Origin of the sequence: Streptomyces sp. NBC_00988 (genome assembly GCF_045162645.1) — a bacterium.
Lineage (GTDB): Bacteria > Actinomycetota > Actinomycetes > Streptomycetales > Streptomycetaceae > Streptomyces.
Window position 1 is genome coordinate 7,777,567 of the sequence record NZ_CP108730.1, and the last position, 24,486, is coordinate 7,802,052.

The 24,486-nt window shown below is 70.4% G+C and carries 24 protein-coding genes; 15 read left to right on the plus strand and 9 right to left on the minus strand.

Annotated features, from left to right (window positions below):
- Positions 1-74 precede the first annotated feature (74 nt).
- From OG496_RS35935 to OG496_RS35950, 4 genes are all read right to left on the minus strand, one after another.
- Positions 75-665, minus strand: a complete 591-nt coding sequence (locus OG496_RS35935) for a malonic semialdehyde reductase (RefSeq protein ID WP_366489565.1) — start codon at positions 663-665, stop codon at positions 75-77.
- Between the two features lie 730 nt (positions 666-1,395).
- Positions 1,396-1,638 carry an exodeoxyribonuclease VII small subunit gene (locus OG496_RS35940; protein ID WP_405973851.1) on the minus strand — a complete coding sequence of 81 codons (243 nt, stop codon included), beginning with the start codon at positions 1,636-1,638 and terminating at the stop codon, positions 1,396-1,398.
- Between the two features lie 44 nt (positions 1,639-1,682).
- Entirely contained in the window at positions 1,683-2,891 is a 1,209-nt protein-coding gene (gene xseA, locus OG496_RS35945) for an exodeoxyribonuclease VII large subunit (protein ID WP_405973852.1), read from the minus strand.
- Positions 2,892-2,985: 94 nt separating this feature from the next.
- Positions 2,986-4,368, minus strand: coding sequence for an APC family permease (locus tag OG496_RS35950; protein ID WP_405973853.1), 1,383 nt, complete (start codon positions 4,366-4,368; stop codon positions 2,986-2,988).
- Positions 4,369-4,467: 99 nt separating this feature from the next.
- Between OG496_RS35950 and OG496_RS35955 the strand changes: the two genes are divergently transcribed.
- Positions 4,468-5,493 (plus strand): 4-hydroxy-3-methylbut-2-enyl diphosphate reductase, encoded by a 1,026-nt coding sequence (locus OG496_RS35955; RefSeq protein ID WP_365305314.1) that lies wholly within the window; start codon positions 4,468-4,470, stop codon positions 5,491-5,493.
- Between the two features lie 29 nt (positions 5,494-5,522).
- Entirely contained in the window at positions 5,523-6,269 is a 747-nt protein-coding gene (gene ppgK / locus OG496_RS35960; RefSeq protein ID WP_366489570.1) for a polyphosphate--glucose phosphotransferase, read from the plus strand.
- A 449-nt stretch (positions 6,270-6,718) separates the two neighbouring features.
- On the opposite strand, the gene OG496_RS35965 is transcribed toward ppgK, so the two are convergent.
- The gene (locus tag OG496_RS35965) at positions 6,719-7,294 is read right to left on the minus strand and encodes a DUF6542 domain-containing protein (protein WP_405973854.1); all 576 of its coding nucleotides are present in this window, start codon (positions 7,292-7,294) and stop codon (positions 6,719-6,721) included.
- A 200-nt stretch (positions 7,295-7,494) separates the two neighbouring features.
- Here OG496_RS35965 and ychF point away from each other — a divergent pair, with 200 nt between their 5' ends.
- From ychF to OG496_RS36030, 13 genes are all read left to right on the plus strand, one after another.
- Entirely contained in the window at positions 7,495-8,583 is a 1,089-nt protein-coding gene (ychF, locus tag OG496_RS35970) for a redox-regulated ATPase YchF (RefSeq protein WP_033286607.1), read from the plus strand.
- A gap of 338 nt (positions 8,584-8,921) precedes the next feature.
- Positions 8,922-9,416, plus strand: coding sequence for a hypothetical protein (locus tag OG496_RS35975; RefSeq protein WP_405973855.1), 495 nt, complete (start codon positions 8,922-8,924; stop codon positions 9,414-9,416).
- Entirely contained in the window at positions 9,400-10,371 is a 972-nt protein-coding gene (locus OG496_RS35980) for a bifunctional lysylphosphatidylglycerol flippase/synthetase MprF (protein WP_405973856.1), read from the plus strand. The genes OG496_RS35975 and OG496_RS35980 overlap by 17 nt, the downstream gene beginning before the upstream one ends.
- Before the next feature lie 202 nt (positions 10,372-10,573).
- Positions 10,574-11,704, plus strand: coding sequence for an acyl-CoA dehydrogenase (locus tag OG496_RS35985; protein WP_405973857.1), 1,131 nt, complete (start codon positions 10,574-10,576; stop codon positions 11,702-11,704).
- 134 nt (positions 11,705-11,838) lie between these two features.
- Positions 11,839-12,951, plus strand: a complete 1,113-nt coding sequence (locus OG496_RS35990) for an SDR family oxidoreductase (protein ID WP_405973858.1) — start codon at positions 11,839-11,841, stop codon at positions 12,949-12,951.
- 194 nt (positions 12,952-13,145) lie between these two features.
- Positions 13,146-14,495: an aspartate aminotransferase family protein gene (locus OG496_RS35995; RefSeq protein ID WP_405976780.1), complete on the plus strand. Its 1,350-nt coding sequence runs from the start codon at positions 13,146-13,148 to the stop codon at positions 14,493-14,495.
- A gap of 187 nt (positions 14,496-14,682) precedes the next feature.
- The gene (locus tag OG496_RS36000) at positions 14,683-15,150 is read left to right on the plus strand and encodes an SRPBCC family protein (protein ID WP_366489581.1); all 468 of its coding nucleotides are present in this window, start codon (positions 14,683-14,685) and stop codon (positions 15,148-15,150) included.
- Positions 15,143-15,715, plus strand: coding sequence for a flavin reductase family protein (locus tag OG496_RS36005; protein WP_405973859.1), 573 nt, complete (start codon positions 15,143-15,145; stop codon positions 15,713-15,715). Before OG496_RS36000 ends, OG496_RS36005 begins: the two co-directional genes overlap by 8 nt.
- Positions 15,712-17,058 (plus strand): NAD(P)/FAD-dependent oxidoreductase, encoded by a 1,347-nt coding sequence (locus OG496_RS36010; RefSeq protein ID WP_405973860.1) that lies wholly within the window; start codon positions 15,712-15,714, stop codon positions 17,056-17,058. The genes OG496_RS36005 and OG496_RS36010 overlap by 4 nt, the downstream gene beginning before the upstream one ends.
- Before the next feature lie 246 nt (positions 17,059-17,304).
- The gene (locus OG496_RS36015) at positions 17,305-17,985 is read left to right on the plus strand and encodes a class I SAM-dependent methyltransferase (RefSeq protein ID WP_405973861.1); all 681 of its coding nucleotides are present in this window, start codon (positions 17,305-17,307) and stop codon (positions 17,983-17,985) included.
- Between the two features lie 5 nt (positions 17,986-17,990).
- The gene (locus OG496_RS36020) at positions 17,991-19,427 is read left to right on the plus strand and encodes a cytochrome P450 (protein ID WP_405973862.1); all 1,437 of its coding nucleotides are present in this window, start codon (positions 17,991-17,993) and stop codon (positions 19,425-19,427) included.
- Positions 19,424-20,440, plus strand: a complete 1,017-nt coding sequence (locus OG496_RS36025; RefSeq protein ID WP_405973863.1) for a hypothetical protein — start codon at positions 19,424-19,426, stop codon at positions 20,438-20,440. Before OG496_RS36020 ends, OG496_RS36025 begins: the two co-directional genes overlap by 4 nt.
- Positions 20,437-20,934 carry an SRPBCC family protein gene (locus OG496_RS36030; RefSeq protein ID WP_405973864.1) on the plus strand — a complete coding sequence of 166 codons (498 nt, stop codon included), beginning with the start codon at positions 20,437-20,439 and terminating at the stop codon, positions 20,932-20,934. Before OG496_RS36025 ends, OG496_RS36030 begins: the two co-directional genes overlap by 4 nt.
- A 212-nt stretch (positions 20,935-21,146) precedes the next feature.
- Here the strand turns inward: OG496_RS36030 and OG496_RS36035 are convergent, their stop codons facing one another.
- The 4 genes from OG496_RS36035 to OG496_RS36050 all read right to left on the minus strand — a co-directional run bounded on the left by OG496_RS36035 (position 21,147) and on the right by OG496_RS36050 (position 24,485).
- Positions 21,147-22,700, minus strand: coding sequence for an ABC1 kinase family protein (locus tag OG496_RS36035; RefSeq protein ID WP_405973865.1), 1,554 nt, complete (start codon positions 22,698-22,700; stop codon positions 21,147-21,149).
- Positions 22,701-22,793: 93 nt separating this feature from the next.
- Complete coding sequence (locus OG496_RS36040) at positions 22,794-23,405, minus strand: hypothetical protein (protein ID WP_405973866.1); 612 nt, start codon at positions 23,403-23,405, stop codon at positions 22,794-22,796.
- 62 nt (positions 23,406-23,467) lie between these two features.
- Complete coding sequence (locus OG496_RS36045; protein WP_405976781.1) at positions 23,468-23,971, minus strand: RNA polymerase sigma factor; 504 nt, start codon at positions 23,969-23,971, stop codon at positions 23,468-23,470.
- Between the two features lie 292 nt (positions 23,972-24,263).
- Complete coding sequence (locus OG496_RS36050) at positions 24,264-24,485, minus strand: hypothetical protein (RefSeq protein ID WP_405973867.1); 222 nt, start codon at positions 24,483-24,485, stop codon at positions 24,264-24,266.
- Position 24,486: the final 1 nt, after the last annotated feature.

The window sequence follows — 24,486 nt, forward strand, 5'->3', positions numbered from 1 at the left end:
TACGGCTGCGACGAAGGCCCCCGGCACAGCTCTGGTGCCGGGGGCCTTGTCATGCCATCAGGGGGTCATCCGTCTCAGACGGTGGTGACGACCTCGTCGTACTCCAGGCGGGGGGAGCGCGGGAACCAGGCGTCCTCGCCCGGCTTGCCGATGTTGATGACGACGAACGGGGTGTGGTCGCCGTCCAGGAACTCCTTCTGGACGCCCGCGAAGTCGAGACCGGTCATCGGGCCGGCGGCGAGACCGGCGGCGCGGATGCCGATGATGAAGTACGCGGCCTGCAGGGCGGCGTTCAGCGCGGCGTTGCCCTCACGGACCGAACGCTCGCCGAAGACGGCGTCCTTGGCCTGCGGGAAGTGCGGGAACAGGTTCGGGAGCTCCTCGTGGAACTCGTTGTCCGCGGAGAGGATCGCGACCAGCGGGGCGGCGGCGGTCTTCTTCTGGTTGCCCTCGGAGAGGTGCTGCACGAGGCGCTCGCGGGCCTCGGGGGAGCGGACCAGGGTGATGCGCAGCGGCGACTGGTTCATGGAGGTCGGGCCGTACTTGACCAGGTCGTAGATCGCCTGCACCTGCTCGTCCGTCACCGGCTCGTCGGTGAACGTGTTCGCGGTGCGGGCCTCGCGGAACAGCAGGTCCTGGGCGGCGGGGTCAAGAACGAGAGACATACGAGAACTTCCTCGGGGTGGCCGGAAACCGGAACCGGACCGTGGTCCGGATAGGCTGACGAGACCGACCGTACGCGATAGGAGGTTCAACATTCAACCAAAAGTGGAGCAGGGTGATCCGCATCACAGGGGAACGTCGTTGGGGCGGCTTGCCAGGGGCGGCTGTTGCCGATGAGGGGTCGGCGTTGCCGGCAGCGCGCGGCGGGCGGCAGGCGGCGGCGGGTATTGGTTGGCCGCCGTCACTGACGGGTACCTGCGGACGCGGCACGCTGTTCGCCGCCGGCGGTCGTAACTCGCCGTCCGCGGCTAGCAGTTGCCGACTGATCGCCGGCGCTGCGCGGGCTGACGGCCGTCGCGACTCGCTGTGCGCTACTGGTTGTCGGCTGTCGATACTCGCCTCGGCTGCCAGCTGTCGCCAACTGTTCGCCGACGCTGACAGCTGTCAGTTGCCGTGACTCGCTGCCGCCTGCCAGTTGGCGCTACTTGCCGTCCGCTGCCGTCTGTTGTGACTCGCTGTCCGCTGCCGGTCGTCGGTTGCTGGCCGTTCGGCGTCGCTGTCAGCTGGTGGCTGCGGCTACTCGCCGTCGACTGTTGTTGGTTGCCATCCGCTACCAGTCCTCGGCCGCTGGCCCTTGACGGCTCCGCGCTGACGCTGCCAATGGGCGGCAGCTGCGGCTTGCTGTCCGCCGCCAACTGTCGCTACCTGCGATCCGCGAGCCGCCCGCCCCCGCTACTCGCCGTCGCCACCCGCGTCTACGACTGTGCCCTCTTCCTCCGCCAATGCCGCGTCCAGCCGGGCCCTCGCCCCGTCCAGCCAGCGGCGGCAGACCTTGGCCAGTTCCTCGCCGCGTTCCCAGAGTGCGAGGGACTCCTCCAGGGTCGTACCGCCCGCCTCCAGGCGCCGTACGACCTCGATCAGCTCGTCGCGTGCCTGCTCGTACCCGAGCGACTCTTCCGTCACCTTGCTGGTCATTCGCCCACCCTATGCATCAACAGGCACTACGCCTCGAACAGGAACTACGCCTCGACCCGGACCGTGAACTCGCCCTCGGCGACCCGCGCGCGGAGCACCTCGTCCGCGCTCACCTCGTCCGGGTCCCGGACGACGTGCCCGTCGGCCCGCTGCAGCACCGCGTACCCCCGCTTCAGGGTGGCCGCCGGGGAGAGGGCCACCACGCGCGCGTGCGTGTGGGTCAGCTCCGAGTCGGCGCGGTCCAGGAGGTGGCCGAGGGTGCGCCGGCCGCGGTCGAGGAGGGCGGCGACGTGATCCGCGCGCTCGTCGATCATCCGGTGCGGATCCTGTATCGACGGCCGGGACAACGCCTGCGCCAGCCCGCGCTCCTCCCGGTCCACGAACGCCACGACACACCGCCGCGCCCGGTCGCGCAGCTGCCGTACGCGCTCGTACTCCTCGCCGACGTCCGGTACGACCTTCTTCGCGGCGTCGGTGGGGGTGGAGGCGCGCAGGTCGGCGACGTAGTCCAGGAGCGGGTTGTCGGGTTCGTGCCCGATCGCGGACACCACGGGCGTACGACAGGCCGACACGGCCCGTACGAGCTGCTCGTCGGAGAACGGCAGCAGGTCCTCCACGCTGCCGCCGCCCCGCGCCACGATGATCACGTCCACACCGTCGAGCGCGTCCAGCTCCTTCACGGCCTGTACGACCTGCGGCACGGCGTGCACGCCCTGCACGGGCACGTTGCGCACCTCGAAACGGACCGCGGGCCAGCGATGCCGCGCGTTCTCCAGGACGTCCCGCTCGGCCGCCGAGGCCCGCCCGCAGACCAGCCCGATCAGCTGCGGCAGGAACGGCAGCGGCTTCTTCCGATCGGCCGCGAACAACCCCTCCGCGGCCAGGGACTTCTTCAACTGCTCAAGGCGCGCGAGGAGTTCACCCACCCCCACCGGCCTTATCTCGGTGGCCCGCAACGACAACTGCCCCCGCGGCGCGTACCACTCCGGTTTCGCGAGTACGACGACCCGCGCGCCCTCGCTGACGACATCGGCGACCTCGTCGAACACCTGCCGAAAACAGGTCACGCTCACCGAGATGTCGTACGACGGGTCACGCAACGTCAGAAACACGACACCGGCACCGGGCCGCCGCGACAACTGGGTGATCTGCCCCTCGACCCACACCGCACCGAGCCGATCGATCCACCCGCCGATGAGCCGGGAGACCTCACCGACGGGGAGTGGCGCGTCCGGAGCCGTGTTGAGAGCCATGCGCCCGAGAGTAACGGCCACCTGTGACAACGGGGTCGAGGTGCGGGGTGGAGCGGGAGTCACGCGTACCCGGCCCCGCCCCCACGCCGGGTGTCTACTGCCGGACCGCCCCACGTGACTGCACCGCCAGCACCGCCAACCCCACCGCCAACCAGATCGCCCCCACCACCTGCGCGGTACCGGACGCCTCCACGATCACCGCGATCGTGATCGCCGCCCCCAGCACCGGCACCAGCACGTGCCGCCACCACACCACCGGCCCACCCCGGCGTCGTACCGCGAACCAGCCCACCACGCTCGCGTGCAGCAACGTGAACGCGGTGAGCGCGCCGATGTCGACGACCGAGACCAGGTGGTCGAGGCCGTCGTCGCGGCGGGCCGCCCAGACCGCGGCGATCAGGGTGATGACCGCCGCCGACAGCAACGCGACCCGCGGCACTCCGTCGTCGGTCTTCGACAGGGCGCGGGGGAGGCGCCGGTCGCGGGCCATCGCGAACACCAGGCGGCCCGCCGCCGCCTGGCCGGCCAGCGCCGCGAACGCCGCGCCGATCGCCTTGCTGACGGCCACCAGGTTGTGCAGCCAGTCGCCGACCGAGACGTCGACCGCGTCGTAGAACGCCGATCCCTGTTTCCCCGGGTCGGCGGCCAGCTGTGCGGAAGTCGTCGGCTCCAGGAGGGCGATCAGGTACGTCTGGGCGATGAACAGCACACCGGCCAGGGCGAGGCAGAACAGCAGCGCCCTGGCGACCTTCTCGGAGCCGCCGGTGACCTCCTCCGCGAAGGTGGCGACCGCGTCGAAGCCCAGGTAGGACAGGACGGCCACCGAGACCGCGCCGATCACCGCCGACAGCGCGAACGCGCCCTGCGTGCCGTCCCCGGACAGCGGCGACAGCCAGCCCCGTTCGGCGCCGTCGCGCGCGAGGACGACGGTCGCCGACACGATGAAGATGACGAGAACGACGATCTCCATCGCGAGGACGAGGAAGCCCACGCGGGCCGCCGCCCGCACACCCCAGAGGTTGAGGCAGGTCGTGATGACGACCGCCAGCGCGGTCCACACCCACCGGGAGACGTCCGGGACCAGCGCGTTCATGGCGATCCCGGAGAAGAGGTAGGCGACGGCGGGGATCAGGATGTAGTCGAGCATCGCCATCCAGCCGGCGATGAACCCGGCCTCCCTGCCGAGCCCCACGCGCGCGTAGGCGAACACCGAGCCCGCCTGAGGGACGACCCGCACCATCTGCGCGTAGCTGAACGCCGTGAACGCCATCGCGACCGTGGCCACGATGTAGACCAGCGCGACCGCGCCGTGCGACTTGGCGTCCAGGGTGCCGAACACGCCGACCGGTGCCATGGGGGCGATGAACAGCAGCCCGTAGACGACGAGATCCCGGAAACCGAGGCTGCGCCGCAGCTGGGGCCCGTCGCCGGCCGCGGTCTCCGTATCCGTGGCCGTACCGCTGTCCCTGTCCGCCATCTCGCGTCTCCCGTACGTCGTGCCCGGCCCCCACCCCTCCCACTCCACGGCCAGTCTCCCCAAGGACGCGATCTTTGACCCGTCGAGCGCGGCCTTACGATGGGACGCATGACTGCTTCGTCTGGCCGCCGTGTCCTGCTCGCCGCCCCCCGGGGCTACTGCGCGGGCGTGGACCGCGCCGTGATCGCCGTCGAGAAAGCCCTTGAGCAGTACGGGGCTCCGATCTATGTCCGGCACGAGATCGTGCACAACAAGTACGTCGTCCAGACCCTGGAGAAGAAGGGCGCCGTCTTCGTCGAGCGGACCGAGGAGGTCCCCGAGGGGAACATCGTGATGTTCTCCGCGCACGGCGTCGCGCCCGTCGTCCACGACGAGGCCAAGCAGGGCCGCCTCGCGACCATCGACGCGACCTGCCCCCTGGTGACCAAGGTCCACAAGGAAGCAGTCCGTTTCGCCAACGACGACTTCGACATCCTGCTGATCGGCCACGAGGGCCACGAGGAGGTCATCGGCACCTCCGGAGAGGCCCCCGACCACATCACCCTGGTCGACGGCCCGTCCGACGTCTCCAAGGTCGAGGTGCGGGACCCGTCCAGGGTCGTATGGCTGTCCCAGACCACCCTCTCGGTCGACGAGACCATGGAGACGGTCGACGCCCTGAAGGAGAAGTTCCCGCAGCTCATCTCCCCGCCCAGCGACGACATCTGCTACGCCACGCAGAACCGCCAGCTCGCCGTGAAGCAGATGGGCGAGGAGGCCGACCTGGTGATCGTGGTCGGTTCCAAGAACTCCTCCAACTCCGTACGGCTCGTCGAGGTCGCCAAGCTGGCCGGCGCCCGCGCCGCCTACCTGGTGGACTTCGCCGACGAGATCGAGGAGGCCTGGCTGGAGGGCGTGACCACGGTCGGCGTCACCTCGGGAGCCTCCGTACCGGAGGTCCTGGTCGAGCAGGTCCTGGAGTGGCTGTCCGGCCGCGGCTTCGAGGACGTCGAGCTCGTCAAGGCGGCCGAGGAGTCCATCACGTTCTCGCTGCCCAAGGAACTCCGCCGTGACCTGCGGGAAGAGGCGGCCGCGCTGGTCGCCGAGCGCACCGGTTCGGACCGTACGGCACCCTCCGGGCAGTGACTGTCAGTCGTTCGTCGTAGCGTGGATCCATGCAGATCTTCGGCGTGGACATCGGTGGATCCGGGATCAAGGGCGCCCCTGTGGACCTGGACAAGGGCGAATTGACGGAAGAGCGGTACAAGGTGCTGACCCCGCACCCGGCGACGCCGGACGGAGTGGCCGACGGCGTGAAGGAAGTCGTCGACCACTTCGGCTGGACGGGACCGGTCGGGTTCACGTTTCCGGGCGTGGTCACCGGCGGTGCCACGATCCGTACGGCGGCGAACGTCGACAAGAGCTGGATCGACCGGGACGCGGGCGCGCTGTTCAGCGAGAGACTGGGCGGCCTCCCGGTGACGGTCGTCAACGACGCGGACGCGGCGGGCGTCGCCGAGATGCACTTCGGCGCCGGCCAGGGCCGCAAGGGCACGGTGATCCTGCTGACCTTCGGCACGGGCATCGGCAGCGCCCTGTTCGTCAACGGCGTCCTGGTCCCGAACACGGAGCTGGGCCACCTTGAGCTGAACGGCCACGACGCCGAGAAGAAGGCGTCCAGCAAGGCCAAGGAGGACGGCGAGCTGACGTGGGAGCACTGGGCGCACCGCGTCCAGAAGTACCTCGCCCACGTCGAGATGCTGTTCTCGCCCGAGCTCTTCATCATCGGCGGCGGAGTCAGCCGCAAGGCCGACAAGTTCCTGCACTTCATCGAGGACATCAAGGCCGAGATCGTCCCGGCGCAGCTGCAGAACAACGCGGGCATCGTGGGGGCGGCGATGCACGCGGCGGGGGATGACTAGGGGTGGCCAGCGGCGACCAGTGACGACTGGGGCCGGCCGCCTGATCGGTGCGGGTGCGGGTGCGGGTGCGGGTGTACGGGTCTCGGTGGCCGGAGTCCGGTGGGCGTCGGCCGCGAGGCGGGGAGCCTGTGACAGGGACAGGTGACTACGGAGGAAGTCCGCCGCGGCCTGCGCGACGGGGCGGCGGCACAGGTCGCTGAGCGCGTGGGTTCGGACGGGCTTGCTGCACGGGCTTGCAAGGGCCCGGAGGACGGCTCGGTCGACGCGGAATGCTCCGCGGCTGAGGTCTCCGGCCCCGGAAACTTCCGTACGACCGGCCGCAAGACCGGTGACCTCAGAACTGGTCCTGGGAGGATCCCGACCCCGACCCCGGTCCCTGTCCCGGAGCCGGCCCCTGGGACGGGCCCCGGAACCGACCCCGGGGTCAGTCTTGCGGCTGCCCCGGGGAGTTATGCCCGCCGGCGACGCTTCAGCAGCCGGATCCTGCGGACCGTCGCGATGAGCCCCGCGACGAGCGTCCCGCCGTACAGCCAGCCGGCCTGGGTGGCGAGGCCGGTGAACAGGCCCATCAGCCGGTTGACGACACCGCCGCTGCCGTCGGCCACCGGGAAGAGGCCGACGGCGAAGGCGATCGGTACGACGACCGGTGCGGTCAGCAGGTCGCCGCGCCGGATCCAGACCGCGGTGAGCACGCACACCGGCACGAACAGCACGCCGTAGACGGTCAGCGACGCCCCGAACAGGAACTGGTCGATACACCCGAGCACGAACATCACGGCCGCGCAGAACAGCCCGCCGCCGAGCCCGGTGAGCCGGGGATTCGGCAGCTGACGTACCGTCTCGGCCGCCGTAGGGCTCGGGCGTCGTACGGCCGCCGGACGGCGCTGTGCGGTGCCGCGTGGCTGCGGGCCCGGGCGGGTCGTGCGGGCCGGGCCGCCGTTCGGACCCCGGCCCGCCTGCGGGGGCAGGGGCGGGGCCCCGCGTCTTGCGCCGGGCTGTGGGGGTCGTGTCCTGTGTTGCTCCACTGGACCAACTTAGGTCGGTTTATGTGCCGAATAGGTCCTCAGACACGCCGATGGGCAGAGCTTGGCCACGTGTTCGACGGGGAGCCGGGAGGGCGCGGCTCACGCCGTAGACTGGTGGATCGGCCCCGGGCCCCAGTCTCCGCAGCCCCAGCCGGTCCCCTCCACTGCTCTCACGCCACTCACGTACGGGAAGTCGCAACGTGTCGCTCACGATCGGAATCGTCGGTCTGCCGAATGTCGGCAAGTCGACCCTGTTCAACGCCCTGACCAAGAACGACGTGCTGGCGGCCAACTACCCGTTCGCCACGATCGAGCCGAACGTCGGCGTGGTCGGTGTCCCCGACCCGCGCCTGACGAAACTGGCCGAGATCTTCTCCTCGCAGAAGATCCTCCCGGCGACGGTCGACTTCGTCGACATCGCGGGCATCGTGAAGGGCGCGTCGGAGGGCGAGGGACTGGGCAACAAGTTCCTCGCGAACATCCGTGAGTCCGACGCGATCTGCCAGGTCATCCGCGCCTTCAAGGACGAGAACGTCGTCCACGTCGACGGCAAGGTCTCGCCGAAGGACGACATCGAGACGATCAACACCGAGCTGATCCTCGCCGACCTGCAGACCATCGAGAAGGTCCTCCCGCGCCTCCAGCGGGAGTCGCGCATCAAGAAGGACATCGGCCCGAAGGTCGCGGCGGTCGAGGCGGCACAGGAGATCCTGGAGAAGGGCGACACCCTCTTCTCGCAGGGCATCGTCCAGGGCTCCGGCAACGAGGAACTCCTCCACGACCTGCACCTGCTGACGACCAAGCCCTTCCTCTACGTCTTCAACGTCGACGAGGACGAGCTGGTGGACGAGGACTTCAAGACCGAACAGCGCGCCCTGGTCGCCCCCGCCGAGGCGATCTTCCTCAACGCCAAGCTGGAGGCGGACCTCGCCGAGCTCGACGATGAGGAAGCGATGGAGCTCCTGGAGTCGGTCGGCGTCGAGGAGCCCGGCATGACGACCCTGGCCCGCGTCGGCTTCGACACCCTCGGCCTCCAGACCTACCTCACGGCAGGCCCCAAGGAATCCCGAGCCTGGACCATCAAGAAGGGCGCCACCGCCCCCGAGGCCGCCGGCGTCATCCACACCGACTTCCAGAAGGGCTTCATCAAGGCGGAGGTCATCTCCTTCGCCGACCTGGTGGAGACGGGGTCGGTGGCGGAGGCCCGCGCCAAGGGGAAGGCGCGTATGGAGGGCAAGGACTATGTGATGCAGGACGGGGATGTCGTGGAGTTCCGCTTCAACGTGTGAGCAGCTGAACGTGCACCACGTTGGTGTTCCGGCAAACATGCAGGTCAGCTGGGGCCCGGCTCATCGGAGTCGGGCCCTTGGTGGGAACGGGGCACCGCCGAGGCTGTGCGCCTACGCGTTGTCGACGGCGGTCAGGATGTGCTCGGCCTTCAGTGTGGTGAGTCCGCGGTGGCCTGCCGGCCGTTCGGTTTTACGTTCTTGCGGCCCAGGGTGGCGGTTGCGTCCGCGGGTGCTGGCACGCTCGTGGTTTTATAGTAAAAGTTATTAATTCTGTATTTGTTTTCCTGTGAGGGTTTCCTTCGCTTCCCCCGTAAACAAGGGTGAAGGGCGGAGGGTACATGGACGCAAAAAACAGATTCGAGACGAGAGTCACCTTCCTGCTGCTACGCATGGAATGGCTGGGCGGCCTGGTTGTGTGTGCCGTGCTTGTCGTGTGGCATTTTTCGGAGATTCGGTGGGGGGTGTTTATCGCCCTCTTTGGCGTCATCGATGTCGTCGGTTATGTCCCCGGTGCTCTGGCCTTTCGGAGGAGTCGGGGTGGGTGTATCTCGCGCTGGTACTTCGTGGCGTACAACACCATGCACAGCCTCGTGACCGCGGGTGTCGTCGCCGGGCTGTGGGCGGTGCTGGTGGAGCCGGAGTGGGCGTTGCTCGCTCTTCCTCTGCATCTGCTGGGGGATCGTGCCCTGTTCGGGAATTCGCTCAAGCCGTTCGGGGTGCTTTTTGAACCTCATTCGCATCCGGCGTACATCGAATTCGAGCGGGCATACTCCAATTCGGCCGGAATTAATTCCGGTGAGTCCCGGAGGGGTGCGGATGCCGTCCGTCTTTGAGACCCTGGTCCGGCACAGTGACAATCCGAGTTCTTTTCTTGCCCTCAATCAGGGCAATGAGTACTTCCGGGATCCGCGGTTCGACGGCACCTGTGTCTATCGGCGGTCGGGGCGGCATCTGCTGCAGTTCGCGGGGCCCTTCGCGGCGGAGGAGCAGCGGGCGGGTCTGCTGGACGCCTTCGCGGCGCAGGCGCAGCCGCGGCGGCTGGTGGCCGTACAACTGCAGCGGGCGGACGCGGAGTTGTACGGGGCGCACGGGTTCACGGTGAATCAGCTCGGGGCGTCGTACGCGGTCGACCTGGGCCGGTTCACGCTGCGCGGGTCGGCCTTCGTGCGGCTGCGGAACAAGATATCCAGGGCCCGGCGCGCCGGTCTTGAGGTGGTCGAGGCTCCCACCGTGGCCGACGACGAGGTGCAGAACGAACTGGACCTGATCGACCGGGCCTGGCTCCAGGGCAAGGGCGGTGCCAAGGAGCTGCGGTTCCTGGTGGGGGAGCGGACCGGGCTGGCTCAGCGGCACCGGCGGTTGTTCGTGGGGCGGATCGGCGGGGTGGCCGTCGGGTACATCAGTTACTCGCCGGTCTTCGGGAGCCGGCCGGGCTGGCTCCACGACCTCAGCCGGCGTTCGCCGGACGCTCCGCCCGGGGTGATGGAGGCGCTCAACGCGACCGCGATGGAGCGGATGTCGGCCGACGGCGCGGGCTGGCTGCACTTCGGCTTCACGCCCTTCACCGGTCTCTCCGACGAGCACGAACTGCCGTGTGCGAGCCGTACTTTCACGCGCTGCGTGCGGTTGCTCGCCCAGCACGGTGAACGGATCTACCCGGCCGCCGCGCAGCTTGAGTACAAGCGGAAATGGGCGCCCCATGTGGTGCTGCCCGAGTACATCGCCTTCCAGGGGCGGCCCGGGCTTTCGGCGGTGTGGCAGCTGCTGCGCGCCACCCGGGCGCTGTAGGGCAGGCCCGGGCGACCGACCAGCCTCGCCTGTCCGACCAGCCTCGCCTGTCCGACCTGTCCTGCCAGTCCCGCTGGTCCGACCGTTCTCGCCGTTCTCGCCGGTCCTGCCAGTCCCGTCGGCCCGTCATTCCCGCCACCCGTCATTCCCGTCCGCCGGACGGGGTTCAGCGCGACCGGGTCGTCCCGGAGCAGGGGAGCACATGAGGTTTCTGGAGCGCGAACGCGCCGTACTGACGAAAATGCTGCCGGGGCTCGACGAGAGTCTGCGGGCGGTGTCGCTCATGGAGTTGGAGAGTCCGCGCAGCCCGGGTATCGGGCTCTTCCGCGACAGTGGCGGGCCCGGTCTTGTGGTGCCGGTCTCCTGCAAAGGTAAAGGCGCCACCGCTCTCGACGCCGTGCGGGTGCAGCGCGCGCTGGGCAGCAGGTCGCCGTCCCTGGCGGTGGCCACCACGATGCACCACTTCTCCATGGCCACCCTGGTCGGCCTGGTCACCGACGGCGAGGGCCTGGAGTGGATGCTCGTCGAGGGAGTGGCCTCCGGCAACCTCCTGGTGGCCTCCGGCTTCGCCGAAGGGCGGCCGGGCGCCGGCATCCTCTCGCCGTCGATGACCGCCGCGGTGGGACCTGACGGGGTGCGGATCAGCGGGGTGAAGCGCCCGTGCAGCCTCGCCCGGTCCATGGATCTGCTCACCGCCAGTGTCCTGGTACCCGGTGAGCGAGGGGCGCGTGACGAGCTGGCGGTGGCGCTGGTGCCCGCCGAGAGCGAGGGCGTGAGCGTCAGCGGTTTCTGGTCCAGCACCTTCCTGTCGGGAGCGGAGAGCGACCAGGTCACCCTCACGGATGTGCTCGTACCGCCGGAGCTGCTGCTGCGGACCTCGGCCACGGAGGGGCGCCTGGACGAACTGCAGACCGCGGGCCTGGTCTGGTTCGAGCTGCTGATGACGGGGAGCTATCTCGGGGCCGCGAGCGCGCTGGTGGAGCGGGTGCTGCGCAACGAGCGGGTGCCCGAGTCCGAGCGGGTCCGGCTGCTGGTGGAGGCCGAGGGCGCGATGGCCGCCGCGGAGGGCGTCGCCCGTCGGCTCGACGAGGGCTGCCCGGACGAGTCGACGCTCGCCGGCTCGTTGTACGTGCGGTACTGCGTGCAGGACGCCCTCGCCCGCATCGTCCCCCGGGCGGTGGAACTGCTCGGCGGCCTCAACTTCATGAGCTCGGACGAGGTCGGACACCTCGCGGCCTGTGCCAACGGGCTCTCCCTGCACCCGCCCGCACGGTCCAGGATGACCGGCCCGCTGGCGGCCCACCTGGCCGACGGCCCGCTCACCGTCGCCTGATCCGACCCCGACCCCGACCCCGACTCAGGCCCCGGCACGACCCTGACCCCGACCCCGGGCAGGACTCCGCACGTCTCCACGAACCGCGTCCCACCCCACCCCAACACCCCCCACCCGATGGGAGTTTCCGAACCATGCCGCCAGAACCCACCGGTCCGTCTCGTCCGTCCCCTCGGTCCCGCCCTCGAAGTCAACGCCCCACCCTGCTGCTCACCGGCGCCGCCGGAGTACTCGGCCAGGCCCTGATCGACGAGCTCTGCGACGACTACGACCTGATCTGCCTGCGCCACCGGGCACCCCTCGACGACCCCCGGGTACGGGAGGTGACGGCCGACCTGCGTGCCCCAGGTCTGGGGCTCTCCGCCGCCCAACGGCTGGACCTCGCCGCCGAGGTGGACGTGGTGGTGCACTCCGCCGCGGCCACCAACTGGCGGCTGGACCCGGCCGACATCTGGCGCACCAACCTGGACGGCACCCGGTCGATGCTCGATCTCGCGGCCCGCGCCGACGCCCCCTTCTTCTACATGAGCACCGCCTTCGTGGCGAACCCGCTCGCGTCCGAGGAGCGGGAGCGCTTTCCCGGGGCGGCCGCGTACCTCGCCTCCAAGACGGCGGCCGAGGAGGCCGTACGGTCGGCCGAGGTCCCCGGGGTCGTCCTGCGTCCGTCCCTGGTCATGGGCGACTCGTCCACCGGACGGATCGCCCGGGTGCAGGGCCTGACCCGGGCGCTGGGAGGGATCGTCAAGGGCCAGGTCCCGGTGCTTCCGGGCTCGCCCGGGACACGGATCGACATGGTGCCGCAGGACGTGGTGGCCCGCGCGGTGGGCGACCTGGTCAGATCCGGCGTCGCACAGGGCGAGTACTGGCTGACCGCCGGGCGCGAGGCCATCCTGCAGCGGGAGGTCGTCGACATCTGCCTGGAGTTCGCCGGACAGCACGGTGAACACCCGCACCCGCCGCGGCTGATCCCCGTGGAAGCGGTGCACCGGCTGCTGCTGCCGCTGCTGGAGGGGCCGTCCTTCCCCGCGCTGGTACGGCGCCGGCTCCAGGACTACGCCGAGCTGCTGCTCGTCTTCCAGCGCGAGCTGCCCTTCGCGTCCGACCTGGGGACACCGCACTGCGGTACGGCCCCCACGCGCGCCGAGATCCGGTCGGCGCTGGCACGCAACGTGGAGTGCTGGGCCACCGGCCGAGGGGGCCTGCGCCGGTCGCGGACGCCCCAGACCCCGGCGGAGCTGGCGTCATGACCGCGGTGGAGGTGACGGCTCACACCGTCGTAGGGGTCGCTGGTCCCGTCGCCGTAGAGGTGGCCGCTCCGGGCCCCGCAGGGGTTGCTGCTCACGCGCCCGTAGAGATGGCCGCTCCCGCTGCCGTAGAGATGGCTGATCCCGCCCCCGCAGGGGTGGTCGCTCCCGCCCCGGCAGGAGTGGCTGGCGTAGAGATGGCCGCTCGCGCCGCCGTAGGGGTGGCCGCTCCTGCCGCCGCAGGGGTGGCTGCTCCCGCTCCCGCAGCGGTAGCCGTTCCAGCCGCCGCAGAGATCACCGCCCCCACCACACCACCACCCCCCGACACCGCCGAGCTCTACCGCCGTCACCTCGGCACCGGCCGGGCGGTCATGGGCACGGTGCTCGGGGGGATGGCCGAGGTGTACTCCGAGGGTGCCTGGGTGCACACCGACAACGGGCGGCGCTATCTGGACTTCGGGGGCTACGGCGTCTTCATTCTGGGGCATCGGCACCCGGCTGTGCTGGAGGCCGTGCACCGGCAGTTGGACGCGCATCCGCTGGCCACCCGGGTGTTCCTGGAACCCGTCGCCGCGCGGGCCGCTGCCGCGCTGGCCGCGCACACCCCGGCGGGTCTCGACCACGTCCACTTCGTCAACTCCGGTGCCGAGGCCACCGAGGCGGGACTCAAGCTGGCACGCGCCCATGGGCGCAACGCCCTGGTGACCACCGTGTCCGGCTACCACGGCAAGACCCTGGGGGCGTTGAGTGTCACCGCCAACTCCCTTTACCAGAAGACCTTCGAGCCGTTGTTGCCGGACACCGCGCAGGTCGCCTACGGGGACTTGGCCGAGCTGGACACGGCACTCCGTGAGCGCCGCGACCGCGCCTGCGTGATCCTCGAACCGGTGCAGGGGGAGGGCGGGGTGCGTATCCCGCCGCCCGGGTATCTGGCGGAGGCGGCCGGGCTGTGCCGGGCGTACGGCGCCTTCCTGATCGTGGACGAGGTGCAGACCGGTCTGGGCCGGCTCGGTACTTGGTGGGGGATGGACGCCGAGGGTGTCGTGCCTGATGTCCTACTCGTCGGGAAGGGGCTGAGCGGCGGTGTCGTACCGGTGGCGGCGATGGTGGCGACCAAGGACGCTTACCGTCCGTTCTCCCGCGATCCCTATCTCCACACCTCCACCTTCGGCGCCTCGCCGATCGCCTGTGCCGCGGCGATGGCGGCGGTCGAGACGATCGACTGCGAGGGCATCGTGGGCCGGGCCGCCGCGCTCGGCCGGCAGTTGCTCGCGGGAGTCGTGGAGATCTGCGCTCCCTACCGGGACCGCCTGGTGCACGACGTCCGCGGCAGGGGACTGCTGATCGGGATCGAGTTCACCCGGGCACAGGCCGTCGGCGAGACGCTGCTGGAGCTGGTGAGCCGCGGCGTCCTGGTCAACCACTCGCTCAACTCCACGCGCGTGCTCCGGCTGACGCCCCCGGCGATCGCCGACGCCGACGAGGTCCAGCTCTTCCTGGACGCCCTGGCCGAAGCGCTGCGGTCCGTGCACACCCGCCTTGGCTGACTGTCACGACACCGGCTGACGGCCCGGCGATGGCCGACGCCGACGAGACCCAGCACTTCCTGGACGCCCCGGCCGAAGCCTTGCGGGCCGTGCACACCCGCCTCGGCTGACCGTCACGACATCAGCACGACAGCCCCTCCATGCCAGTTCAGCACGACAGCACCCCATGCCAGTGAGGACGTACACCATGCGCCATGTGACAGTCCGGATGACGGCTCAGGGCATCGACCCCGAGCACGCCTACCGGAGGATCAGCGACTTCAGCCGGTACCCCGAACTCACCACGACGGTCCGCGCGGTGGAGGTGCAGCCGCCGCGGCCCGACGGTTCCGTGGTCTCCGCGTGGACCGTCTCCTTCCGCAACGGGCTGATGCGCTGGACGGAACGCGACACCTTCTCGCCGGCCACCCTCTCCATCGCGTTCGAGCAGCTCAGCGGCGACTTCGAGACCTTTGAAGGCAGTTGGGCCTGCGCGGCGCACCCGGACGGCACCACCGTCACCTTCCGGGCCTCGTTCGACCTGGGGATCCCCACCCTGGCCGAGATCCTCGACCCGGTGGCCGAGTCGACGTTACGCACCAACATCGAGAAGATCCTCCAGGGTCTGCTCGGCACGGTGTCACCGGCCGGTCTCGCGGACGCCGCGCATGGCTGACCTCGCCCTGAACCTTGCCCTGGCCCGCCCGCCGGACCCGGGCGAACAGCTGCGGCACGAACCCGGCCCCGACACCGAACACTGCCTGCGTCTCTACGCGAAACTCGCCTCCGGTGTCACCGTGATCACCACCCAGGGCGGGGACGGGCGGCCCACCGGGATGACCGTCTCCTCCTTCACCTCCCTCTCGGCCCGCCCGCCCCTTCTCCTCGCCTGTCTGCGCAACGGTTCCCACACCCTGTCGGCGATCGGTGGCCAGGGCGTCTTCGCGGTGAACCTGCTCCGGGACAACCAGCGTTCGCGGGCCACCCGCTTCGCGGACCCGGCCGTCTCGGCGAGCGAGCGGTTCCGTGAGATCCCGCTCCGTCCCGTCCTGGGAGCGCCCGTCTTCGGCGACGCGCTCGCCTGGTCGGTCTGCCTGGTCGAGGACATCCGCCGCTACGGCGACCACAGCGCGGTGGTGGGACGGGTGGCCGTAGTCCAGGTGGCGTCGGGTCGGCCGCTGCTCTGGCACGACCGGAGGTTCGGGTCGCTGTCCGGGGCCGGGGAAGGGGTGCCCCGGTGACCCTGTTCGCGCCGGGCACGCCCTGCTGGGAATCCGGGGACCCGGACGGCACGGACGCGCCGTCCACCGTGTGCGGCCGGATCGGTGCCGATGTCGCGGTGGTGGGCGCGGGACTCGTAGGGCTGTCCACCGCCTATCACCTGGCGGAACGCCAACCCTCCCTGGACATCGTGGTGGTGGACGCGCGGCGGCCGGCGGCCGGTGCCAGTGGGCGGGGCACCGGGCTGCTGGGTCCGCGGGTGGGCCCGCCGGTCGACCGGGCGGTGCGTCGGCACGGGCCCGCCGTCGCCCGCCGGATGCACCGGGCCAGCGTCGAGGCCGTACGACATGTCGTGGAGCTGTGCGACCGGCTCGGTGTGCCCTGCGCGGACGGGGAGCAGATCGTCGCCGCGCGCTCCCGCACCGGGCTGGCGTCCCTGGCCCGGCAGGCCGCCGCCTACCGCGCCCTGGACCTGGAGGTGCCCGTCCTCTGCGCTGCCGACATCCGGCGCCGGGTCGACGTGCCGTACCACGCGGGTCTGCTCCACCGGCACACCGCCACCCTCGACCCGGCCGCGCTGACGACGGCGCTGGCCCGGGCCTGCGTGGCCAAAGGAGTACGGCTCTACGGCGGCAGCCCGCTGCGGGAGGTGCGTGGCGGGGACGGACACCGGCCCGAACTGGTCTTCCCACACGGCACCGTGCGGGCGCCGAAGTCGGTGCTGGCGGTGAACGCCGGGGTGGCCGGGCTTGGGCTGCCGGTGGGCACGGTGCTCGGGCTTGAGGTGCACGCGGTGGCGACCGAGCCGCTGGGCCACGAGGCGCGGGCGCTCCTCGGGCACGGTGGGCTGGCGGTGATCGACGCGGTGCCGCTGGCCCCGTACTTCCGTCTCACCGGGGATGGACGGTTGGTGGTCGGGGGCGGTACCGCCCTGTGTCCGGACGGGATCGGGCCCCGCCGCAGGGCCGTGCTGCGGGTCTTCGCGTTCCACCGGCTGGAGCAGTGGCTGCGGGCGCTGCACCCGGCGTTGGCCGGGGTGGAGGTCACGCACCGCTGGGCGGGCGGGATCGGGGTGACGGCGGACGGCCTCCCCGTGGTGGGGCCGGTCCGGGGGCGGCCCGCTGTCTGGTACGCGGGTGGCTGCAACGGGCACGGTCTGGCGATGTCGGTGGCGCACGGCTCCTATCTCGCCGCGGCCCTGCTCGGTGATGGGGACACGTGCGAGCTGCTGCCCTGGCACCGCTCCCGGGCGCCCCGCCTGCCGGTGTCGGGACCGGCCCGGCCGCTCCTGCGGGCCCGCCTGGCCGCGATGGATCGCACCGCCCGCCGCGCGGCGGGGTCCGCGCTCGGACCTCGGGGATGAGGGGCCGCCGTGGATCATCCGTCCGACTTCTCCCGGGACTGCCGCACCACCACACGGACCGCCGGCCGCTCCTGCGGTCCACCTCGCCGCGATGGACCGCACCGCCCGCCGCGCGGCGGGGCCCGCGCTCGGACCTCGGGGGTGAGGAGCCGCCGTAGACCATCCGTGTCGTGGACCATCCGTCCGACTTCCCTTCGACTGCCGCATCACCACACGGACGCCGGGCTCACCGGGAAAGGAATGTCAATGATCGGGACACTGCTGGCAAGGCCGTTGGAGCTCATGGAGGAGAACTTCCGCAGGCCGACCGGGCGGGCCGGGCGGTTCTTCGGAAACCTGATGGCGGTGCAGCACCGGAGCCTCACCGCGTGGACGATCGAGCACATGGACGTGCGCGGCCGTCAGCGGGTGCTGGACGTCGGGTGCGGCGGGGGTATGGCGGTGAAGCTGCTGTCGCGGCGGGCCGCTCAGGGGTTCGTCGCCGGGGTGGACTACTCGATGGAGATGGTCGAGCAGGCCGTACGGCGCAATCTGCCGGCCATCGCGCGCGGCCGGGTCGAGGTCCGGCACGGGGACTGCTCCCAACTGCCTTACGAGGACTCGTCGTTCGACCAGGTCTGCGCGATCGAGACCTTCTACTTCTGGCCGGATCCCCTGGGCGGTCTCGCCGAGGCGTACCGGGTGCTCAAACCGGGCGGGCAGGTGGCCGTCACGCTGGAGATGAGCCGGGAGGCAGCCGACGACCCGTCACTGACGCAGCGGTTCTTCGGGCGGCGTTTCACGGAACGTTCGCAGCGGGCGGGGCTGCACATCCTCTCCGGGGACGACCTGGTGGAACGGCTCACCAAGGCCGGGTTCCAGGACGCCCGGTTCGTGTCGGAGCCGCGCCGTTCGCTGGGCTGGGTCTGCGCGTTGGCGCGGAAGTGAGGGCGATGACGATGGCGATGACCGACGTACGCGATGGTGTGGCGGCAGGTGCCCCCCGGGCGGCCGGGCTGCCGTTGCTCGGCAGTGTGCTGGACTTCCGGCGGGACATCCTCCAGGCCATGCACCGGGGGCGCACCGCCCACGGCGACCTCGTCCAGTACCGGCTCGGGCCGGTGGCGGTGCACGGTGTGTCCAGTCCGGAGCTGGCCGCCGAGGTGCTGACCGACAGCGAACGGTTCGGCAAACTCGGGCCGGACAATCCGCTGAGGCTCGTCCTCGGCGAGGGCCTGCTGACCAGCGACGACCACAAGAGCTGGCTGCGCAACCGGCGGATGATGCAGCCGATCTACACCAAGCAGGCCCTCGCGGGCATGTTCGCGACGATGGGGGTCTCGGCGGCCGAGCAGATCGCGCACATGGCGGACCGCTACCGGACGGGCGCGGTGGTGGACCTGCACACGGAGATGATGCGGGTCACCCTGGACATCGTCAGCCGCTGCATGTTCAGCACCGATGTGAGCCGGACCCTGGCGGGGCTGGGACCGGACGCGGTGGACGTCGCCATCAACTACGCCTTCGACCGGCTACAGAACCCGCTGAGCCCGCCGACGTCCTGGCCGACCCCGCGCAACCGGCGTTTCCACGAGGTCATGCGGGGACTCGACGACCTCATCTACCGGATCATCGCGGAACGCCGACGGCCCGACGCCCCCACCGGCGGTGGCGATCTGCTGGACATGCTGCTGGCCGCCCGCGACGCCGACACCGGACAGGGGATGACCGACCGGGAGCTGCGGGACGAGGTGATCACCACCTTCGCCGCCGGGCACGAGACCACCGCGATCACCCTCACCTGGGCCTTCTACCTGCTCTCCCGGCACCGCGAGGTGCTGGAGCGGGTCCAGCGGGAGGTGGACGGCGTCCTGGGGAATGAAGAACTGCCCACCCCGGACGACCTGGCCGCGATGCCCTACACCCTGCGGGTCTTCGAGGAGGCCCTGCGGCTCTATCCGTCGGCGCCGATCCTGCCCCGGCTGGTGCAGCGGGACACCGAACTGGGCGGCTACCGGGTGCCGGCCGGGTCACGCGTCCTGGTGAACCTGTACGACATCCACCGGCACTCGCGGCACTGGCCGGACCCCGAGCGCTTCGACCCGGACCGGTTCCTGCCGGAGACCGGCAAGGGGCGGCATCGCTTCGCCTATCTGCCGTTCGGCGCGGGGCCGCACCTCTGCATCGGGAAGCACTTCGCGCTCATGGAGGCGCATCTGCTGCTGTGCGCCCTGGTGCGCCGCTGGGAGTTCCGCCATGTTCCCTCACACCGGGTGGTGAACCACGCCACCATCACGCTGCGGCCCCGGTACGGAATGCTGATGACGATGCATCAGCGGACGCCCTCGGCCGCCCGACCCGCCCATGTCGCCGGAGAACGGACCTCATGAACGCCGACGCCTCGCTCCTCGACCCCGAGCACATCAACCGGACCCGCTACCGGCCGGGCCAGCGGGCCGGTCACTACGAGAGCTTCTACCAGCGGGGCAACCACCCCACGGAACCCCGCGCGTTCTGGATCCGCTACACCGTGTTCAACCCCGCGGACATGCCCGAGGCGGCCATCGGCGAACTCTGGGCGATCTGGTTCGACGGGGTGACCGGTCGGCATGTGGTGGCCAAGGAGGAACACCCCATCGCCGACTGCCACTTCAGCACCGACTCGTTCGGGGCCCGGGTCGGCGACCGCGTGCTGGAACCGGGCCACCTCAAGGGCGAGGCGCGGGGACCGGACGGCCGGATCGGCTGGGACCTGACGTACACCGGGGACCAGCCGCCGCTGTTCCTGCTGCCGCCGCGGATGTACACGGGCGGGTTCCCCAAGGCCAAGAGCCTGGTCGGCACGCCGCTCGCCCGGTACAGCGGGAGCCTCGACGTCAACGGCGAGGAGATCGACATCGACGGCTGGACGGGCAGCCAGAACCACAACTGGGGCAGCCGGCACACCGACCACTACGCCTTCGGGCAGGTCGCCGGCTTCGACGGGGAGCCCGACAGCTTCCTGGAGGTCGTCACGGCCCGCGCCAAGCTCGGCCCGGTCCACATCCCGCAGGTCACCTTCCTCGTCCTGCGCCACGACGACCGCGAGTACTCGCTTGTGTCACTGCGTCAGGCGCTCACCGCCAAGGCGGACTTCGGCTACTTCTACTGGGACTTCGCCACATCGGACGGCACCGTCGACATCCGCGGCCGGATGACCGCCCCCAAGGAACGGTTCGTGGGCCTCAACTACTACAACCCGCCCGGCGGGATCAAACACTGCCTCAACACGAAGATCGGCTCCTGCACGGTGGAGATCGCCAACCGGGTCACCGGCAGGCGCACCGCGCTCAAGACCGACAGCCGTGCCCTGATGGAGATCCTCACGGACGACCGTGAGCACGGCATCACCATCCGCGCGTGAGCGGCCATCCGCGCGTGCGGGGCCCGGTCCCGCTCAGCGAGCGCGTCACGGTCCGGGTGCCGCCGGACACGGCGTACGCCGCCGTCAGCGACGTCACGCGCATGGGGCAGTGGAGTCCGGAGGTCTGCGGCGCCCGCGTGCTGGGCGGCCCCGGGACCGTGCGCGTGGGCACCCGCTTCGTGGGACTCAACCGCGCCGCGTGGCTGCCCTGGGCCACCTTGTGCACCGTGGTCGCCGCCCGGCCGGGCAGCTGCTTCTCCTTCAGGGTCAGCATCCTGGGCATCGCCCTGTCCCAGTGGACGTACCGCTTCAGGGAGGTACCCGGGGGATGCGAGGTCACGGAGGAGTGGCTCGACCTGCGGTCGGCGGTCGCCGGACGGCTGCTCACCGCCGTCAGCCCGTTGGTCACCGGTGTGGTCCGGCGCCGCGAGCGCAACCGGGCGACGATGCGGGCGACACTGGCCGCGCTCCGGACAGCGCTGGAGGGCGGCTGAGGGGGGAGCTTGGGGGGCGGGTTTCCGGCGGGCGGCTGAGGCAGGGGCCTGGAGGATGCCTGAGGCGGGTTTCTGGCGGGTGGTCGAGACGGGAGCCAGGAGGATGCCTGAGGCGGGAGTCCGGCGGGCGGGCGAGGCGGGAGCCCGGAGGACGTCCGAGACGGGTTCCTGTCGGGCGGTCGCGGCGGGGTGTGCGGCGGGAGCCGGACGCGTCAGCGGGACCTGCGGCGGTGGTCCAGCAGCAGTGCCATGGCGCCCAGGGCGATCAACCCCGCGTAGGAGGAGCCGCGTTCGCCTCCCAGGGCGGCCGGTGTCCTCGGGTGGTGGACCTGGAGCGCGAACCGCCGGTTGGACGCGTCGGCCAGCAGCCCGCGCAGCTGCTCGGGGCTGGTGGTGGCCGTGACCATCAGGTCCATCGCCGTACGGCCCAGCTGCTCCAGCGAGATGAACTCGCCCAGCAGGGACATCACGATGCCGCGGACCTCGCCCTTGAAGATCTCCGCCAGCGACAGCTCGGGCGCCAGGCAGCGCACCGAGCCTTCGAGGTTGGCGAAGGACTTCCCCAGCAGCGAGATCGAGGGCGCGGAGCCGATGCCCCGCTTGGTGGCCTTCTCCAGCACCGTGGTGAGCGAGACGCCGAAGTTGAGCTCGCCCAGCGAGGCACTGGAGATCTTGGGGACCAGCGCCGCCATGTCGGCGGCGAACGCCGGCAGGTTCGCCCAGGCGGTGAGTTTCCCCATGTCGGCCCAGGCGCGGGCCAGTCCGTGTCCGTCGTTCTGCGCCAACGCCATGAGCAGGGGCAGCAGTTGGAGGCTGGTCCGCTTGTCCAGGCGCCCCACCATGCCCCAGTCGATCAGGGTCGCGGGGCCCCCGGGCAGGGCGAAGACGTTGCCCGCGTGCGGGTCCGCATGGAACGTCCGCTGCACGAAGTAGCCGCGGTACATGAACCGCAGCAGGTCCTTGCCGATGTCGGTGCGTTCGCGGTCGCTGAACGACCTGGGGTCCAGATGCCGTACGGACATGCCGGGAGCCATCGACTGCACCAGCACCCGGGGTGTGGCCAGGAGGACCTCGGGGACGGCCAGGGTGCTGAAGGCGCGGGCCGCCTCCCGGCCCTCCTCCATGTTGCGGGCCTCGCCGGTGAAGTCCAGTTCGGGTTCCATGGCGTCGAAGATCGAGCCCAGCATCGCCTCGACGTCGATGACCTCGTTGAACCGCGGTGCCGCCCGCGCCACGATGCGGGACGCCCGGCGCAGCAGTGCCATGTCGGCCCGTACCGCCTCGCGGATCTCCGGCCGCTGGATCTTCACCACGGCCGGCCGGCCCCCGGGCAGGGTCACCTTGTAGACCTGGGCCAGCGACGCCGCCCCGAGGGGCTTGCTGGTGTCGATGTCGTCGAACCTGAGTTTCCAGTCGGGGCCGAGATCCTTCTCCAGGACCGGCTCGAACAGGGAGAACGGCTGCACGTCGACCTGGTCGTGCAGGTTCTGGAACTCGGCGATCATCGAGGGCGGCACCATGTCCGGCCGGGTGGAGAGGATCTGGCCGAGCTTCACATAGAACGGGCCCAGGCTCTCCAGGGCCTTCCGCACGGCCCGTGCACGTCGTTGGGCGTCCCCGGCGGCGGATTCCTCCTCCTCCGCCGGGGACCGGCCGTTGCCCTTGGATCTGCCGCGTTCCCGCGCCGTATGACCGACCTCGTCGGCGATCAGACTGCCCAGCACCTTCACGACCAGCCGGAGCCGGTCGCCGATCAAGGTCCTCACGACGCGGGTTCCCTCCTAAGGGTTCTGCGGCAGCCGGCCCGGCGCACCGGGCACGGACCGCGGGTCAACGGCCTTGTGACAGGACGGCGTCGGTCAGCCCTTCTTGGCCGGCGGACGGACTCCGGCACTCGCCGCGACATCACTGATCGCGTCCAGGGAACTGACCAGCGTGGAGAGCAGGTCGGTCAGCCGGGCGATCTGCTGGGGCAGGGTCGCCAGGGATTCGGCCAGGCCGCCGAGACCGCCCACGGCACCGGGCAGTCCCGCCGCCGCACCGGCGAGCTGACCGAGGGCCGCGAGCGGATTGTTGGAGGAGCCGGACGAGCCGGCCAGCCCGGCGAGGGCCGCCGCCGGATTCGCGCCGGCCAGTGCGGCGAGCGGGTTGGCGTTCGCGAGTGCGGCCAGGGGGTTCACCGCACCGGAGCCCCGGTCGGAGGAGGCGCCCGCCAGGAGGGCGAGCGGGTTGGCGCTGGCGAGTGCGGCCACGGGGTTCATGCCGCCGAACGCCGCCATCGCCTGGAGCGCCCCGAGCGGCGTCCCGGCCATGGCCGCCATCGGATTGCCGGAGCCGAACCAGTCCGGGAAGTCGGACTTCCTGGACTTGTTCGGCGGGTCGAGGAAATCGTTGAACGCCTTGTTGGAACTGTCGGCGATGTCGCCGAGTAAGTTCTTGATGGTGTCCTGCGTGCTCGGTTTGTCAGCCACTTTTCGAGTGTCCTTCCCTAGGGGCATCATGGAATTCACCAGAATGCCCAACCGTTTTTCGGTCATCCGCAGGATTCGCCCAGAGACTGGGTGCACATGTGCCGGAGCCTTGCTCTGCCACGTGTGAAAGCACCCTCGGCGGCCTTTACGGAGATCTGGTTGATGCGGGCGAACTCGGCGATGGAGATACCGTCGGCCCGCGCGAGCATCACCTGCCGCTCGCGGCCGCGGAGCTGGCCGGCCTGCCGGAGCAGCCAGCGACCGAATTCCTGGTCGCAGACGGCTTCCTCCAGCATCTCCGGCTCCCCGTCGGTGATGCGCAGCAGCAGCCGCTGCCAGCGCTCCCGTTCCCGGTAGCTGTCGATGCACAGCCGCATGGCGACCGTGGTCAGGAACGCCCCGAGCCGGTCGCGGTCCAGGTCGCGGTGGGTCGCCGCCCGCAGCATGGCCTCCTGGACGCAGTCCTCGGCGTCGTGCAGATTGGGCAGCCGACGCCGCACCAGACGCAGGAGGCGCTCGCGATGCTGAAGGACTTCAGTCCAGTAGGAATCGCGGCATAAGTGCATGCGCATCACCAATGATCGAACGAAAGAAATGTTCCCGGCGATTGGGTTCACGCATGCCCTCATGGCACGAAAATCCCCTCCACTCTTTCCACCTCCTCGCCCTTCCTTTTTATTCTTTGACGGAAGCAACGGCTTTCTGCCCTGGGGGGAGGTGGTTAACCCGGACATCACGCCCTTCCTTCGTTTGAATGAGAAAATGAGAAGGGATAACAGTATTTTCGGCTTGGCGACGAGGGAAGGCGAAAGCCCCGGCACCGCCGCGGGTGCTCGGTGGGCGGCGGTGCCGGGGCTTTCAGCGCGGCGAGTCGACGGAGGTCCGGGTTCCGCTCCGGTTGACGATTTCGGCCACGACCGTAGGAACCAGCAACAGCACGCAGCACACGAAGCCGATCAGTCCGGCTTCCAACCAGTAGATCGGATGCCAGTCCATGCACTCGAAGGCCGGCGAGCAGCCGGTGTCCTCCGGACTGGCCGGCGCGCCCTTCGTGAGGCCCCCGATGACGACGCAGAGCACG